The 17684-nt window shown below is 65.4% G+C and carries 7 protein-coding genes; all 7 read right to left on the bottom strand.

Going from position 1 to position 17684, the window contains the following annotated elements:
- Positions 1-61: 61 nt before the first annotated feature.
- Positions 62-2467 carry a GH92 family glycosyl hydrolase gene (locus IHE49_RS14080; RefSeq protein WP_192158942.1) on the bottom strand — a complete coding sequence of 802 codons (2406 nt, stop codon included), beginning with the start codon at positions 2465-2467 and terminating at the stop codon, positions 62-64.
- A 149-nt stretch (positions 2468-2616) separates the two neighbouring features.
- On the bottom strand, positions 2617-5607 hold the full coding sequence (locus tag IHE49_RS14075) for a TonB-dependent receptor (protein ID WP_343227582.1): 2991 nt from the start codon (positions 5605-5607) through the stop codon (positions 2617-2619).
- 674 nt (positions 5608-6281) lie between these two features.
- Positions 6282-8090, bottom strand: coding sequence for a sugar-binding domain-containing protein (locus tag IHE49_RS14070; RefSeq protein WP_225578445.1), 1809 nt, complete (start codon positions 8088-8090; stop codon positions 6282-6284).
- 73 nt (positions 8091-8163) lie between these two features.
- A complete protein-coding gene (locus tag IHE49_RS14065; RefSeq protein WP_192158936.1) occupies positions 8164-10614 on the bottom strand; it encodes a GH92 family glycosyl hydrolase in 2451 nt (816 codons plus the stop codon).
- A 35-nt stretch (positions 10615-10649) separates the two neighbouring features.
- A complete protein-coding gene (locus IHE49_RS14060) occupies positions 10650-12083 on the bottom strand; it encodes a glycoside hydrolase family 125 protein (protein ID WP_192159000.1) in 1434 nt (477 codons plus the stop codon).
- A gap of 2 nt (positions 12084-12085) precedes the next feature.
- Complete coding sequence (locus tag IHE49_RS14055) at positions 12086-14659, bottom strand: glycoside hydrolase family 3 C-terminal domain-containing protein (protein WP_343227583.1); 2574 nt, start codon at positions 14657-14659, stop codon at positions 12086-12088.
- Positions 14660-14676: 17 nt separating this feature from the next.
- Positions 14677-17313: a glycoside hydrolase family 2 protein gene (locus IHE49_RS14050; protein WP_192158998.1), complete on the bottom strand. Its 2637-nt coding sequence runs from the start codon at positions 17311-17313 to the stop codon at positions 14677-14679.
- Positions 17314-17684 lie beyond the last annotated feature (371 nt).

Raw genomic sequence — 17684 nt, 5'->3', positions numbered from 1 at the left:
CGAACGATGGTTGTTGCAATGGACTGGGCATCTTCTGGGATCACAGGTACGGGAATGTCGGTTACTTCAATTTGGCATTGCGCGGCGTCATCGATGGAGGCGCATCATCCGGATCGGCTCCCCAGGACTTGTTCGGCTCCGGCCCCATGGTCAGCACCAGCTTGGCACCTTCCGCGATGTCGGCCTGGCTGAACCATGGCTTGTTCCACGGCTTGCCGTTGAGCGTCGCCGACTGGATGTACATGTTACGCGCCGAATTGTTGAGTGCATCGATCTCGAGCACCTTGCCGTTGCCCATGTGCAAGCGCATCTGGTCGAAGATCGGGCTGCCCAGGATGTAATCCGGAGTGGACGGGTCCACCGGATAGAAGCCCATCGCACTGAGCACGTACCAGGACGAAGTCGAACCCTGGTCGTCCATGCCGGGGAAGGCATAGCCGCTGGCGTCGCTGCCGTACATCTCGGTGAGGATGCGGCGCGCCAGCGCCTGCGTCTTCCAGGGCTGGCCGCTCCAGGCGTAGAGATAGGCCGCCTGCTGGTCAGGCTGGTTGCCCTGCACGTATTGCCCGATCAGGCCGGTGCAATCGCGGCAGATGCCTTTGGCCGTGTACGGCGTGGAGAAGAACGCGTCGAGCTTGGCGTTGAACGCGTCGCGGCCGCCGAGCAGGTCCATCAAGCCCTGCACGTCGTGTGGCACCAGCCATAGCGTGGACCAGCCCGAGGCCTCCTTCATCATGAAGTTGTAGTAGGGCTCGCCCGGGTCGAACGGCGAGATCCACTGGCCGTCCGCGGTCCTGCCGCGCATGAAGCCGACCGACGGATCGAACACGTTGCGGTAATTCGCGGCGCGGCGCTCGAACATTTGCGCGTCGTCGGTCTTGCCGAGGCGGCTTGCCATATCGGCCAGCGCATGGTCGTCCCAGGCGTATTCCAGCGTGGTGGCCGCACCCGCCTTGCCGCCGGCATACGGCGGGCTTGGGTTGCCCGGCGGGACGATGTCGGAGATCCAGCCGTTCTTCATGTATTCGGCGAGATAGCCGCGCGGCCCCTTGGGGTCGGTCGCGTTCTTGCGCAGATAGTCATAGGCGGCGGCATAGTCGTACGGAATGCCGCGCTGCCAGGCGCCGTCGTACAGGAACACGGCATGGTCGCCGTGGAACGAGGTGTCCATGTAGCCGCGTTCGCGCGCCCGGTCCAGCTCGGAATGCATGATGTCCTGCACGACCTTCGGTTCCAGCAGCATCAGCAGCACGATCTGGTTGCGGCCGGTATCCCAGAACGGCACCGGGCCGTAGCGGTCGTAGCCGGCGACCTGGACCTTGCCGTCCGCTCCGGTGAAGTGCTCGCCCTTGCGCGCCAGCAGCCGCGGACTGGCGAAGGAGTGGTACAGCGTCGAGTAGAACAGCATGCGCTGCTTCGGCGTGCCGCCGGTGACTTCGACACGGTCGAGTATTTGCGCCCACGCTTCGCGTGCCTTGGCATGCACGCGCTCGAAATCCCAGTCCGGTTCTTCGTCGTGCAGCCGCTGTTCGGCCTCATCGGCACTGTGGCCGTGGGCGATCTTCACCAGCACCTGTTCGCCGGCCTTGGTGTCGAAAGTGACGTAAGCCCCGGCGTAACTGCCGGAAACCGTATGCCGGCCCTGTTGCACGTCGGCATCGCCGATGCCATAGCCGTCGTGGTCGCGGTCTGCGCGGAAGGTGCCGAATCCGGCGAACGGGCGCGAGAACTCGGCGACGAACCAGGAGCCATCCGAGTCGCGTTCCGGGCGACCGCCCGCGGCGACGCCGCGGATGGTGTGGTCGTCGACCACTTCCACATCGCCGCCGGGGCGGCGCAGGTTGATGATGACGTTCGAACGATGGCTCGCCGGAAACGTGAAACGCATCAGGCTGGTGCGCTGCGTCGCCGTGAGCTCGACCTTGGTATGGAAGGTGGCCAGGTCCACCGTGTAGTAGCCCGGGGACGCCTTTTCGCTCGCCTTGTCGTAATACGACTGCGCGTAGTCGGGCGGCACGGTCCAGTCGCCCACGACCGGCATGATCATCGGCGATGCCTGGCCGCCATAGGTCGAGCCGCCGCCGGTGAACCCGATCATCGTCGGTCTGGGGTAGTAGTACGACATGCCGACGCCCGCGGGATAGCTGAGGTCGACATTGAGGTTGACCGGCGTCGCCTCGGTCGCGCTTTGCGGCAGGCTCGCGCCCGGCGAGGTCATGCCCGAATACAGCGGCTCGCCCGGCGGTGGCGCGTTGCCGATCAGCTCCTGCCGGTCGAGCGGCGCGGTACCGACCAGCGGATTGGCTTCGTCGACGGACTGCACCGCGGATGGCGGTGCATTGCCGGCGCGGGCATGCCCTGCCCCGCTAGCCGGCACGCTGATCGCCAGGGCGACCAGCAAGGCAGCGGAACGATGATGCAGGGCCGGCGAAGTGCGGCTGGCTGGACGTGTGCTGGATGTATGCATGATTCCCCCAACGAGGAGATGAAGTCGCGCCCTCCCCGTGACCTTGCGACCGCCATCCATGGCAGTCGCCCTTCAGGTCATCGCTGGCGCGCGCAAGAATCGCTCCCGCGATATCTGGCAACCATCGTCCATGGCCGTTGCCGCCTGGCTCAGTCGCCCGTGCCGAAGTTGTACGTGAGGCCCACGTAATACTGGCGCCCGTCGTACTCGAGGGTGTTCAGGCGGTCGGTCGTGTCGCTGCCCAGGTAGGAGCGCGTGGTGGAGCGCGTCAGGTTGAGGACCGACGCGGTGACCATCAGGTGCTTGTTGATCTGGTACTGGCCGTTCAGGTCGATCTCGTTGTACGGCGCCGTGTACTCCGGAAGACCCGCGGCCAGGCCGTCCATCACGCGGCCCGTCCAGTTGGACGACGCGCGCAGCAGCAGCCCGTTCTTCTGGTAGAACAGCGAGAGGTTCCCTGCGTATTTGGCGCTGCCGATCAGCGAAGCACTGCCGATGCGCGTGTCGCCGATGGAAACCGCCGTCGAGTTGGTCTTGTTGAGCGTGTAGTTCGCGATGACGCCGAAGCCCGACGACCAGGTGTGCTGCGTGTACAGCTCGATGCCCTTGGAAACACCGGCCTGCCCGTTGGCATTGGTGCTGTACTGCGCGAACAGCGTCGGCGTGCTGTTCACGTCCACCGTGAAGTTGTTCACCTGGACCGGCACCACGAAGTTCTTCACCGTCTTGTAGAACAGGTCGAAACCCAGCACCGATTCCGGCGCGTAGTACCACTCCACCGCTGCATCGTACTGAGTGGCGAGAAAGGGTTGCAGATTGTTGTCGGCACCGCTGCCATACCAGCCGGGCAGCGGCGCACCGAACTGGCTGCGGTCGCTGTAATAGGTCGGGAGGTAGTCGTTGAGGCTGCCCAACTGGGCCAGATCGCCATAGTTGGCGCGCGCCATGGCGCGGTTGGCGGCGACGCGCAGGTCGAAGTCGTCGGTGAAGTTCCACACCAGGTTGAAGCTGGGCAGGAAGTTCCGGTAGCGCCGGCGCTGGGTGTTGAGGGTGTAGGCCTCGTAATACGAACACTTCCCGGCCTGCCCGGCCGCAAACGTTGTGCACTGCTGAGGGAGATATTCGAAATCGCCGGGAGCGCACGGGCCGCCGGCGGAGTTCAGGCCGCTGGCCGGACAGATCAGGATGGAACCATCCGCGCCATGGTAGTAGTCCGCGAAGTAGGTGGTGACCTGGTCGGCGGTGGTCACGTCCTGCAGGGTGTCCACGTAGCGCAGGCCGAAATTGCCGTGCAGGGTGTCGGTGTCGAAATTCACCTGCACGTAAGCCGCCGAAATCGACTCGCGCACCCTCGCCTGATTGTCTGGATCCATGTACTTGACGGGATCGTAGGTCTGGTTGAGGTAGTTGTAGTACGCCGGGAAATTGATCCCCGGGAAGATGTTGTCGTGGTATGCCAGCGTATTGGTGGTCAGCTCATACGGCAGCAGGAGACTCGGTTGCAGGTTGCCGGCATTGGGGTCGCAGCTCTGGAACTGCTGGTCCGTGCCAGGGCAGTACCAGCGCAACTGACCACTCTGCTGGAAGGCCGTGTTGTAGCGGTACTTGGCGCCGAACTGCACCGACGACAGCCAGTCCTGGTCGAAATCCAGCGTGAAATCGGCCTGGGCGACGTTCTGCGACGTCGTAGTGTTGATGAAGCCGGACCCGGTGGAACCCAGGTCCACCTGCCCCTCGCCGTTCAGCATGTTCTGCAGCGTGTCCGTCGAAGCCGAGATACCCGGCGTGCCCTCGCTGCCATTCAGCGTCCACTGGCTGTATCCGCTGCCGTCCACCCACTGCCCGTTGACGAAGTTGCGCGGCTTGGCCGCCACGCCAAACTCCACCGACGGACCGCCCGTCGCCCAGGTGCGGCCGAGGTTGAACGTGCCGCTGAGGATGCCGCCGGTATTCCATTCACCCTCGATGTTGGCGGTCTGCGACGTCGCCTTTTCGACGGAGTAGTTGCCATTGAGCCACGGCGTCTGCGTGGAGCAGACATCCACCGGCTGGCGCTGCGCGCCGGTGATCGGATTGGTCAGCGAGTTGCATCCCGTGCCGGCCGCCGGCAACCGGTAGTTGGCGCCGGTGACGACCGTGCCCGACGGGTCGAACGTCAGCCCGTTGGGCGCCAGCAGGTTGCCCTGCTGATTCGCGTAGGTGTCGGTGGGCAGGTTCCATTCGGGAATCTCCAGCGTATTGGTGATCTGATCGCGGTCCAGCTGGAAGCGGAAGTAGTTGGCCGTCATCTGGAAACGGTCGCTGGGCTTGAACTGCAGAGTGAGCTGGGCAGCCTTGTTCTTCAGGTTCAACTGCGTCTGGCTGGTGCTGAACTGCTGCGGCATCCAGTAGCCCGAATAGGCGCGCCCGCCCTGGTCGACGATGCCGCCCGGCGGCACGTTGCCCCATTCGGGAATGTTGGGCTCCACATAGCCGCCGAACTGGTTGCCGCCGACGCTCACCGGCGGCTGCGTGTTGTAGTTGTTGGCCCACCAGTACCAGTTCGTGGCGCTGGACGTGTATTCGGTTTCCTGCCGTTTGTCGTAGGCGCCGCTCACCAGCACACCGAAGGTGCTGTCGCTGTTGTGCCAGGAGTAGAGGCCGGAAACCTGCGGGTTGATCTTGCCGTTGTTGTCGGCACCCGTTTCATTGACGGTGAGGAAGCCGTCGTTGGGCTTCATGTCGAGCGGCTTGCGCGTGTGCGCCTCCACCACGCCGCCGATGCCGCCTTCGTCCAGCGATGCCATCTGGCTCTTGTAGAGCTTGACGCTGGAAAACATGTTGGCCGGCAGCAGCTGGTAGTTGAATGAGCGATCGAGCCCGCTCGATGTATCGGCGGAGGCGACGTAGTTGCCGTTGAGCTCGGTCAGCGTGAGCTCCGGCGCCAGGCCACGGATGCTGATGTTCTTGCCTTCGCCGTCGCTGCGGCTGATGACCACGCCGGGGACGAACTGCAGGGCGTCGGCGATGTTCTGGGCCGGGAACTGGGCGATGTTCTGCGCGTTGACGACTTCCACGATCTCGTTGGTGTTGCGCTTGTCCTGCAGGTTCTGGTCGATCGACTGGCGGTAACCCGTGACGACCATGCCTTGCAGGACCACAGGTTTCTCGTTTGCGGCCTTCTTCTTGCCATCCGTCTTCGTCTTCGTCGTGTCGGATGTCGTGTTGTCGGTCGTTTGAGGTGATGGCGAGCTTGCCGGCGCTGCCGGTGCCTGCTCGGCATGGGCGGCGACGGATAGGCAACCACCCGAAGACAGGATCGCTAGGGTGAGCGCTGCATACAACGGCTTTCGGGCAAAAAAACGTGACAGACAGGTCATTTTTTGAATCCCCATTTCGTTGGCGCGCGCTGTTTATCGGAGTCAGCGCGACATCTCCTTCCCCCTGTTCAGACAGGCATCGAATTCACGCAATCATCACAACATCCGATATCCGGCAGATAATCCATGGCGCGAGCATCGCCCCTGAGCGATACGCGCACTTCCCCTGCGCCATGCCAAGACATGGACGTTGCGAAAAAGCCGTATTTGTATCGATCTAAATTACATTCGAAACTTATACACCGAGGCGCAGCATGTCACGCTGCACTGCGCAAAATTTTCGCACTTTCTTAATCGCCGAATGCCGGCGAAATTCGCTACGCCGCATTGCGTTCAATTCAATATCGGCAATCAGGCGCAAGCGGCGGTACGGGAGGAGGGAAAAGCCCTCCTCCACTGAATATTCATTAGCCGTTTTGACAGGAAACTGACAAAGCTTAATTAATCAAAACGAATCACGGCATTCCACCTGCCCGAATTACCGCCTGGTTGATCGCGCGCACCTTGGCTTCGTCGACCTTTTCGATCTTGCGGTCGTAGGTGAACAGCCCGTTGTGCTCGCCCTCGACATCGGTGATCTGGGTATAGACGCTGCCGGACATTCCCTTGGGCACGCCCTTGTCGAGCAGCACCTGGGTGTTGGCGACATAGCCGGCAACCAGCGCCGAGCGATCCTTCACCGCACCATAGGGGTTGATCGGCGTACCGGGCCAGACATGGCCGGGAATGCCGAGGGTAAGGCCGCCGTGCTCGCCGTCGATGGCGGCACGCGTGGCATCCGGACTGGGCAGACCCGGCCCCTGATAGTCGTGCACGTCGTAGACGTCGCCGGCATGCGGGTCGCCCTTCATGTCGCAGCAATTGGCACCGCTGCGCGCATCGACGAGACGCGACGGGTCGAGCTGCTTGATTTGTGCAGCCAGCTCGGCCGCGGCGGGAATGCTCCACTGGCCCCAGCCCTCGTTGAAGGGAATCCAGCCGACGATTGCCGTCGTACCTTTGAGCTGGTCGACGACTGCCGATACCTGCGTGCGGAAGTTGTCCTTGTCGGCCTCGCTGAGCTTGTCGTTGCGGTCCGTGGGCAGCGCCGGCATGTCCTGCCACACCATCACGCCCAGGCGGTCGGCCCAGTAGTACCAGCGCGCCGGTTCGACCTTGATGTGCTTGCGGATGGTGTTGAAGCCGAGATCCCTGGTTTTCTGGATGTCGAACTTCAAGGCCTCGTCGGTGGGCGCGGTATAGATACCGTCCGGCCAATATCCCTGGTCCAGCGTTGCCAGCAGGAAGGTCGGTTTGCCATTCAGCACGATGCGGTTGCGGCCGTCCTCCGGCTTGATCGCAATGCTGCGCAGGCCGGCGTAACTGGTCACCGCGTCGCTTTGCCCATCCCGCGTGAGGGTGGCCTTGAAGGTGTAGAGGAAGGGGTCCGATGGACTCCACAGGTGCGGTCGCGCAATCGCCAGATGCAGCGGTCGATCTGACGGGCCATCCGCCTCTCCCGCCACTTTGTCGCCCGCATAGGCGGTGACGCGCAGCGTGGCGCCCTCGCTTCCGTGCACCTTGGCGGTCACGGTGAAGGCATCCAGGCTCTGTGTCGGCGTGAAGACGAGCTGCGCGAGGCTGGTGGCCGGTGCCGGCTCCAGCCACACCGACTGCCAGATGCCCGAGGCCGCCGTGTAGAAAATGCCGCCGGGCTTCAGGCGCTGCTTGCCTACCATCACGTTGAGGCTGTCCACCGGCGCGTGCACGGCGACGACGATCTCCTGCGTTCCGCGCAGATGAAGATAAGGCGTGATGTCCACACTGAAGGATGTGTAGCCGCCCACGTGCCGGGCCACTTCCTTGCCGTTGACGTAGACCGTAGCCTCGCGGTCCACCGCGCCGAAGTTCAGCCATACGTGCTGGCCGTGCGCGGTGAATGCTGGCGGGATATCCACCAGCCGGCGGTAGAACATGAAGTCGGCATGCTGCTGCACGCCCGACAGCACGGACTCGATCGGATATGGCACCAGCACGCGTCCCGCCAGCGTCTTGCCGAACGGCGGGGCGCCCTTGCCGTCATCCGGCGCAAACTGCCACAGGCCGTTCAAGTTCATCCATTGCGGATGTGCCAGCGATGGCCGGGCGAGCTGTGGGCGCGGGTAGTCCGGCAACGCATTGGCTGGCGAGACCTTGGCCGTCCATGGTGTCGCCAATGGCGCGACCTTGCCGCTCCATGTGGCCGCCTGATCCGGCGCCGCCATCGCCATGGGGGCAGACCCCATGGCGACCGCCAGACCGACCCACGCCATCACGTGTCGCATCCCGCCCTTCTCGATCATGCGCGCGCCCTATCAGTCATGCCTTGGTCTCGGTGGCCAGATGGCCGAACGACGGCGGACGATCTTCCGGTGCCGCGCCGAACTTCTTGTTCGGCTGGTCGCCCATCTCGAACACCAGCGTGCCGCCCGCGGCCAGCTCCGCGTGGCTGATCCAGCTCTTCGTCCACGGCTTGCCGTTCCACGTCACGGACTGGATGTAGGGCTTGCCCGGACCGTTGCCGTTCGCTTCGACGACGAGTTTCTTGCCGTCGCCCACCATCACCTCGCCGCGATCCACCAGCGGGCTGCCGAACACCCATTCGGCGCTCACCGGATCCACCGCGTACAGGCCCAGCGCGCTCAGCACGTACCACGCGCTCATCTGCCCGCAGTCGTCGTTGCCGGCGGTACCGTCGGGCAGCGGCGGGTACATGGTTTCCAGCAGCGAACGCACGCGCGACTGCGTCTTCCAGTGCGAGCCGGTGTAGGCATACAGATAGGCCACGTGGTGGCTGGGTTCGTTGCCGTGCGCGTACTGGCCCACCATGCCGGCGATGTCCGGCGGCGCATCGGCGGGCAGTTCGGAGCTGGTGGTGAACAGTTCGTCCAGCTTGCGTTCGAACGCAGGTGTGCCGCCGAACATCGACATATAGCCGTAGAGATCGTGCTGGTTGAGGAAGGTGGCTTCCCATGGGTTCGACTCGGTGAAGTCGCGCCACTTCTCGAAGTGCCCCATCTCGCGCGGATCGAACGGCTCGATCCACTGGCCCTTGCTGTCGCGCGGACGCATGAAGGCGATCTTGGGGTCGAACACGTTGCGGTAATTGCGCGAACGCTTGCGCAGCGCCTCCGCATCCGCGTGCTGGCCCACGCCGTCGGCCAGGCGCGCCATCGCCCAGTCGTCGTAGGAGTATTCCAAGGTCTTGCTCACCGACTCCCACTCCATGTCGGCGGGGATGAACCCCATCTCGCGGTACAGCGGCAAACCGCGGTAATCGTCATCGAAGGCGCGCTTGCGATAGACCGGCCATGCCTTGTCGAAGGCGATGCCGGGGTAGCCCTTGGCCTGCGCCTCGGCGAGCAGCACGATGGAGTGGTAGCCAATCATGCAACCGGTCTCGACGCCCTGCAGCGGCCATACCGCCGGACCCTCCGGGCTTTCGTTCGCCTGGCGGATCAGGTCGTTGGCGAAGTCGGGAATGCGCTCCGGCTGGAACAACGTGTACAGGGGATGCAGCGCGCGGTAGATGTCCCACAGCGAATACGTGCTGTAGGTGTGCTGCCCCTCCGGCAAGGCGTGTACCTTGAGGTCCATGCCGCGGTAACGGCCATCGACGTCGCTGAAAAGCGTGGGCGCGACCATCGTGTGATAGAGCGAGCTGTAGAACGTCTTCAGCACCACGTTGGACGAGCTGTCGATGCGGATGCGCGAGAGTTCCTGCTCCCACTGCTGCGCGGCAGCTTGCTGCACACGTTCGAAATTCCAGTCGGGCAATTCCGTTTCGAGGTTGCGCAGCGCGCCGTCGACATCCACGGCCGAGAGGCCCACCTTGACCAGCAGCGGCGCCTTGTTCGCGTCGTCGAAATGCAGCGCGGCCTTGAGATGGTCGCCCGAGGCTTCGTGCATGCCGCTCGGCAGCGGCGCATCCTCGATGTACAGCGTGGCCTTGGCGATGGGCCGCGACAGCTTCATCGCGAAGTAGATGTAGCGGCCAGGCGCCCATTCGCCCACGCGACGGCCGCCGACCAGGGTGTCGTTGCCGACCAGGCGCAACTTGGCGTCGGAGACCTTGCACGGCGTGTTCGCGTTGTCCTGGTAGCCGTGCGTGAAATCGAGCAGCAGATGGCCGGGGCCGCTCTTGTTGAAGGTGTAGCGATGGAAACCAGTGCGTGCAGTCGCAGTCAGCTCGGCGAGGATGTCGTTGTCGGTGAGGCGCACGCGGTAGTAACCCGGCACCGCCTGTTCCGAACCCTTGTCGTAGCGCGAGCGGTAGCCCTTGCCGGGGTGCGCCACCGAGTCCGCCGTGAGGTGCGGCCCATGCGCCGCGCCGTCGAACTTGGAGTAGTACAGCTGGTCGGGCAGCCCCCGCTCGCCCGGCATGAGCAGCACCTCGCCCTGCCTCGGCATCACCAGCACGTCCAGCAGGTCGCCGCCGCCGGTGCCGCTCAGGTGGGTATGCGAGAAGCCCATGATGGAACCATCGGCCTGGTGGTAGCCCGAGCAGGCATCCCAGCCGTAGTTGTTGGTGTCGGGCGAGAGCTGCACCATGCCCCACGGCAGCGTGGGGCCGGGATAGGTATGTCCGTGGCCGCCGGTGCCGACGAAGATGTCGACGTATTTCGACACGTTGTTCTTCGGCAGGCTGGACAAGGACAGCGCGTCAGCACCGCCTTGCGCGTGTGTTGCGGCCAGCGCGCGGTGCGCGTCGATGCCGCCAAGCAGGGTCAATGCCGTCGCGCCTTGCAGGAATCGTCTGCGGGTCACCATGTTCGTGGGCTCCTTCGGGGATGTGGGGTGCGGAGTTACCGCAGCAGCTCGGGGTGGTGGTCGGCCAGGTCGACGATCAGTTCGCCGAACAGGCTGTTGGCCCAGGCGAACCAGGGCCGGGTGAATTTCGCGGGATCGTCCTGATCGAAGGCTTCGTGCATGAAGCCGGTGCCGGCGTGCGTGGTCTTGAGCCAGTGCAGGCACTGGCGGATCTCGCCCGTGTCCTCGCTGGTGAGTGCGCGCACCATCAGCGCCATCGGCCAGATCATGCGCAGGCCCTCGTGCGGACCGCCGATGCCCTCCGCCGCCTTGCCGCGGAAGAAATACGGATTGTGCTCGCTCCAGGCACGGGCGCGGGTGCGGCGATAGCGCGCATCGTCGCGCGCGCAGAAGCCGAGATACGGCAAGGCCAGCAGGCTGGGCACGTTGGCGTCGTCCATGAACAGCTGGTTGCCGTAGCCGTCGATTTCGTAGGCCCAGAAATCCTGGCCGCCGTCGGTCATGACGGCGTACTTTTCCAGCGCAGCCTGCACCTCGCCGGCCAGCGCCTCGCAATCGGCGGCGAACGCGGCGTCGCCATGCAGGGCGCGCGACATTTCGGCCAGTTGCCGCAGCGAAACCACGGCGAAGGCATTGGCCGGCACGAACAACGGATAGATGCAGGCATCGTCCGAGGGACGGAACATCGAGAAGACCATCCCTACCGGCAACGCCGGGTTGCCGTAGCCGTCCAGCGGCACGGTGTCGGTGGGTACGGCCGATGCACGCTGGAAGTGGTACGGCCCCTTGCCGTCCTTGCGCTGCTGCGCGCGGAATGTCGCCAGCACCTGGTGCATCGCGGCGCGCCAGTCGTCATCGAACGGCACGCGATCGCCAGTGGCTTTCCAGTAGCCGTGCGCGATGCGTATCGTCCAGCACAGCGAATCGATCTCCCACTTGCGTTCGGCTACGCCGGGCTTCATGTCGGTGAGGTCGTGCTGCGCCCAGTCCAGTGTGGTGTGCGCCTGCGAGTCGGGCAGGAAGGCGTTGGCGTAGGGATCAATCGCGATGCACGCCGCGTGGCGGTGGATCAGCCCGCGGTACAGCCGGCGCAGCGATTCGTCTTTCGCCGCCAGCGGCAGGTACGGCCACACCTGCGCCGAGGAATCGCGCAGCCACATCGCGTCGATGTCGCCGGTGACGATGAAGGTGTCCGGCTTGCCGCGCAGAGTGCCGATATGCACGGTGGTGTCCAGCGTGTTCGGGTAGCAGTTGCCGAACAGCCACGCCAGCTCGGGGTCGCCGATCTTCGCCTGTACGCGCGCGATCTCCGCCTCCACCGCCGCACTGGTGAACTTGCGCTTGCCCGGCGGCGGCCGGTGGTCGGGCCGCGCCGGCTTCGTGCCCGCCGTGGCGAAACGCGGCAAGGCCAGCGCGAAAGCACCGGCACCGACCAGCTTGAGCATGTCGCGCCGGGTGAGCGTGTCCATGGTCATGGTGCCAACACCTCTTTGCCGTTGATGGTGAATGTGGATGCGACACCCGCAGCCTCGCCGGGCTGGCCGCCGCCAATGAACACACGATAGCGGCCGGGTTCGACGGCGCGCACGCCCGCCGCGTCCACGCTGCTCACGTCGCGCGCTGAGAGTATGAAGTTCACGCGCCGGCTTTCGCCCGGCTTGAGATGCACGCGCTGGAAGCCGACCAGCGCGTGCCGCGGCACCAGCGGCGACGGCGGCGCGTCCAGATACACCTGCACCACCTCGTCTCCCGCACGCAATCCGGCGTTGCGCAACTCGGCGCTCACCTGCAACGTGCCACCAGCCCTGAGCGCATCCGCCGACAACGTGGGCTTGGCATAGGCGAAGTGCGTGTAGCTAAGGCCATGGCCGAAGGCATACAGCGGCGTGCCCTGGAAATAACGGTAGGTGCGTCCCTGCATCGTGTAGCTCGTGAACGGCGGCAGATCCTGCGCCGTGCGATAGAACGTGACCGGCAACCGGCCACTTGGATTGGCGTCGCCCGCCAGAGTCTGCGCGATCGCCGTGCCACCTGCCTGCCCCGGATACCACGCGGCAAGGATGGCGTCGGCGTGCAGTTTCGCCCAATCCAGTGCCACCGCGCCGCCGGACATCAACACGACGACCAGCGGCTTGCCGGAGGCCGCGGCGCGTTCCAGCAACGCGCGTTGCGGTGCCGGCAGGTCGAGCGAAGTGCGGTCGCCGCCCGCGAAGCCGGGCACCTCGACCTGCAGGGCTTCGCCTTCCACGTCGGGCGACAGGCCGACGAAGGCGACCACCGCATCCGCCGCATGCATCGCGCGGTCGGCCTCGGCGAGTTGCGCCGTGGGTGGCGCCAGCCATTGCAGGCGCACGCCACCATCACGGCTGCGGTGCAGCAGCTCCATGCGCAAGGTATGCGGCTTGCCGTCGGCGAAATGCAGCTTCGCCTGCAGGTGCTTGTCGTCGCCTTCGTCCGCGAGCACTGGCTTGCCATCCACGAACAGGCGCACCGCGTCGTGCGCGTCGCAATCGAAACAGCGGTCCACGTGCAAGGCCAGCACGTAATCTCCGGGGCCAGGTGGCAACAGCTCGCCGCTCCAGCGCACTGCGTAATGACCAGCGTCGAGACCGGCAGCAGGCACCGCGCGATCCCAGTCGAAGTCGATCACGCGATCGGTACGCGTGATACGCGGCGTACCGTGGAAGTCGGCGCCCGCGTAGTACTCGCCCGTAAGGCCCGCCACGCCGCTTGTCGTGCGCAGCGCGCTCTCTGGCACTGGGACCGGAACGCCGATTGCGACCGGCGCCCCTTGCGCGTAACTGACGTGGTCGTTGCCGAAACGCGCGCGCAGCCCCTGCAACGGCGTCACCGACCCGCGCGCGGTGCCATGGTAGTTCGCCTCCAGCGTCTCCAGCGTATCCGCGTCCGGACCGACGACCGCAAGGCGCAGGCCGGCCCGCAGCGGCAGCGTGTCATGTGCGTTCTTCAGCAGCACCAGCGACTCCTGTGCGGCCTGCAACGCCAGCTTGCGGTGCGCGTCGCTGTCGATGTCGTCCGCGCCGATGCGTGCATACCTATCGCCGCCGCCGAGTTCACCAAGGCGATAGCGCGCGTTGAACAGGCGCACCAGCGCGGCATCCAGCGCGGACTCCGGAAGCTTGCCCTTGCCGACCATGGCGGCGAGGCTGGCGTAGGTGTGGCCGCAGTCGAGGTCGGTGCCGGCGCGCAATGCGGCCGCGGCAGCCTGGCCGTCGTCGGGCCTGTAATGGTGGAAGGCCGAGATGTCGCCTACCGCATCGCAATCGGAGACCACATAGCCCTTGAAGCCCCAGTCCTTGCGCAGGCGCGTGTCCAGCAGCGCCGCGTTGGCGCACATCGGCACGCCGTCCAGCGCGTTGTAGGAACACATCACCGAGCCCGCGCCACCCTCGGTGACGGCTGCACGGAACGCCGGCAGGTAGGTGTCTTCCAGGTCATGCGGCGACACCACTGCGTTGAAACTGTCGCGACCGGTCTCCGGCCCGCTGTGCGCCACGAAGTGCTTGGGCGTGGCGATGGCACGCGGATGCTGTGCATCGTCGCCCTGGATGCCATGCACGAAGGCCACCGCGAGGCTGCCGGTGAGGAAGGGATCCTCGCCGTAGGTTTCCTGGCCGCGCCCCCAGCGCGGATCGCGGTCGATGTTGATGTTGGGCGACCAGATGGTCAGGCCCTGGTAGCGCTCGTGCGCATGGCCCGCGCCGACTGCATTGAAGCTGGCGCGCGCCTCGGTCGATACCACCGTCCCCACCGCCTGCAGCAACGGCGCATCCCAGCTCGCCGCGAGGCCGATGGCCTGCGGGAACACGGTGGCGTAGCCGTCGCGCGCGTGGCCATGCAGGCCCTCGTTCCACCATTCGTAGGCCGGCACGCCGAGGCGCGGGATCGCCGCCGCGTCGTTCTGCAGCTGCGAGACCTTTTCCGCCAGCGTCATCTTCGCCACCAGCGCCGATGCCTGCGCTTCGGCGTCTTGCGTTTGCGCTGCGGCGGACCCCGCCGCCAGCAGCAGCGCAATGACGGCGATGCTGGCGACGCGTTTCGTCACGGCGCGGTTACCGTGGCGCCGTACAGGCTACGCACTGTCATGGAGCGCTGCAAGGCGGCCGCATCCGCGGCACTCTCGACATGCAGCGTCACCGATTCGCCGGGCAGCAGGTCGAAGGCGTTGTCGGACAGGCGCGCATCGGGATCGGCGAAGTCCAGCCATACCTCGCGCGCGAGGTGTTGCGCACTCACCGTGACGCTGTGACCGTCCGCGGAGAGCTCCGCCTTCAGGCCGGGATCGGGCAACGCCAGGTTCTTCGCATCATCGAAGTACACCAGGTGCCGCGAAACTGGCTTGCCTTGTTCAAGCAACTCGAACACCGCCACAGCGCGACGCGGATCGGCGCCATGCAGCAATTGCGCGTCGGTGTAGTCACCAGCCGGCGTGCTGGCCAACGCCGCCACGTGCGCAGGCTGCGTGTGCTCCGAGATCGTCTTGCCATCCATGTCGAGCACGCGCACACGCAATTCGGCGTCGAACGCCCCGGTGCGGTCGGACACCAGCGACACCTGCGTCTTGCCGTCCTTGCGCAGGGCCACTACGCGCAGCGGGGCGTAGAAGCGCTTGGCGTGGTATTGCAGCGCCTTCCAGCGGCCGTAGTAGTCGATGCTGGCCCAGGTGGCGCCCGGCCACACGTCGTTGAGCTGCCAGTACAGCGAACCCATGCTCTGCGGCCGCGAGGCGCGCAAGTGTTCGGCGGCGAGCTGGATGCCCTCGGCCTGCATCACCTGGCTGAGGTACACCAGCGAGGCGAAATCCTTGGGCTTGCCGTATCCGCGCTCCACGTACATCAGCAGGCGCCGGTTGCCCCTGCCCTTGTCGAATTTCTGGTGCGCTCGCAGCACCGGCGAATCGATGGAGAGGTCGGACGGCTCGAGCGCGCTGCGCAGCGTCGCCATTGAGGGGAAGGATTGCAGGCCGTATTCGGACTGGAAACGCGGGGTCACGTCGAGGTAGGCCGTCGGCGGCAGCGCGTCGCCCGACCACACGTTCCAGTAGTGGTAGTCGCCGTTGTCCAGCACGTTGGCCTTGTCGTCGTAGTCGCTGCTGGGGGTGCTCGGCCAGTACGGCGTCTCGGGCGACTGCGACGCCACCACGCCGCGCAGCGTGTGGTCGAACAGTTCGCGCATGCCCTGCACGATGCGCTGCACTTCGGCCCTGGGCTGCGTGGCTTCGAGATGCGCACCGCCGCCCCAGGTCTCCCACGCGGTCTCGACCTCGTTGTTACCGACCCATATGACAATGGAGGGATGATCGCGCAGGCGATCCACCTGCTCGACGGCCTCGGCGCGCGTGTTGTCGCGGTAGGCCTTGTCGTAGGGCGTGATGGCGCCGCCGAACATGAAGTCCTGCCACACCATCAGGCCCAGCTTGTCGGCCTCGGCGTAGAACGCGTCGTCGAAGTAGTAGCCGCCGCCCCAGATGCGCAGCATGTTCATGTTGGCGTCGCGCGCGGACTGCAGCATCGCGTCGATGCGTGCCGGCGTGACGCGGTTCGGGAACATGTCCTGCGGAATCACGTCCGCGCCCTTGGCGAAGATGGGCACGCCGTTCACCACGAATTCGAAGCTCTTGCCCCACTGGTCCTTCTGCCTGCGCAATTCGACGCTGCGCAGGCCGGTGCTGCGATCCGCGCTGGCCACGGCCTGGCCGCCCATGTCCACATCGACGTGGAAGTCGTACAGATTCGGTGCGCCGTAGCCGACCGGCCACCAGCGCTGCGGATGGGCGATGCGCAGCGGCAGCACGATGTGATTGTCGCCGGCCGTCAGCGCGATGTCGCTGGCTTGCGATTGCGTGCTGCCATCCGGGGCACGCCAGCGCAGCATGGCCCTGGCATGGCCTGCGGCATCGGCATGGATGTCGAGCTGCGCCTGCAGCTCCGCGACATCTGCCGTGACTTTCGGTTGCGCGATGTGGAAGTCGGCGAGACGCAGCGCGTCCCAGCTTTCCAGCTTCACATCTCTCCAGATGCCTTCGGTGACGATGCGTGGGCCCCAGTCCCAGCCGTATTGCCAGGCGGCCTTGCGCACGTAATTGGCTGTCTGCTTGCCTTCGGGCTCGTCTCCGAAGGGCGTGTCGAACTCGCCCGGCAGCGCATAAGGCTGCTTCAGCAACCAGGGTTGCAGGCGCGCGATCGGCGAATGCAGGGTGACTTCCAGCGTGTTCGCACCCGCGTGCAGCCATGCCTTCACCGGCACGCGCCAGCGGCGGAACATGTTGTCCGCGACGAGCAGCTTGTGGCCGTTGAGCGAGACGTCGGCAAAGGTGTCCAACCCGTCGAACACCAGTTCCACGTGCTTGCGCGCCAGCGTGGCGGCTTCCACGGTGAAGGTGCTGCGGTACTGCCAGTCGGACAGGCCCACCCACTGGATCCTGGCCTCGTTGTCGCGCCAGTACGGATCGGGCACCAGCTTTGCGGCCAGCAGGTCGGTCTGCACCGTGCCGGGCACGGTGGCCGGCAGCCATTGCGCGGCCTCGGCATGGTCGGTGGCGTGCTTGTCGCCGGGCGCGAGGCGAAGCTGCCAGCCACTGTCCAGCGATTGCGTCGCCAGCGTCGATGCCACGCCCGGCAGGGGCAAGGCCAGCACCAGGGCCGCCAGTACGGACAGCAGCCTGTGGCATGCCGGGATGCCTCGCGCCCATCGCTTCTTCATCGCCCACCCCTTTCGTGTTGCCACAAGCCGGCTCTGTGACTGTCAAAATTTAGATCGATCCATGTGGACGCTAACACCGACCTGACCGTGGCGCATGCCGCAGCGCAAAATCCGCTGGCGATCTTGCATGGATCAGCGACTTCAACCGATCCAAAGCAAGGCTCCAACCGCTGGCGGGAAATGAGGAGCAAGCACATGAATACGTATGCATCAGGCTGGCTGCTGCATTGCGATGCCACCTAACCTCGCGGAATCACCTTTCCCAGGCTCGCGCCCTTGACGTCCGCTCCCGCTTACCGCGCCCCATCGCAACAACAGCCCGAGCTCTCCTTCCGGCAGATCTGGAA

Source organism: Rhodanobacter sp. 7MK24 (genome assembly GCF_014842995.1).
Classification (GTDB): Bacteria; Pseudomonadota; Gammaproteobacteria; order Xanthomonadales; family Rhodanobacteraceae; genus Rhodanobacter_A.
This window is presented reverse-complemented; position numbering and strand designations above follow the sequence as displayed.

Coding starts and splice junctions, on each gene's coding strand:
- IHE49_RS14065 (WP_192158936.1), bottom strand. CDS start 10,614: ATGGTGACCCGCAGACGATTCCTGCAAGGCGCGACGGCATTGACCCTG.
- IHE49_RS14080 (WP_192158942.1), bottom strand. CDS start 2,467: ATGCATACATCCAGCACACGTCCAGCCAGCCGCACTTCGCCGGCCCTG.
- IHE49_RS14070 (WP_225578445.1), bottom strand. CDS start 8,090: ATGGGGTCTGCCCCCATGGCGATGGCGGCGCCGGATCAGGCGGCCACA.
- IHE49_RS14060 (WP_192159000.1), bottom strand. CDS start 12,083: ATGGACACGCTCACCCGGCGCGACATGCTCAAGCTGGTCGGTGCCGGT.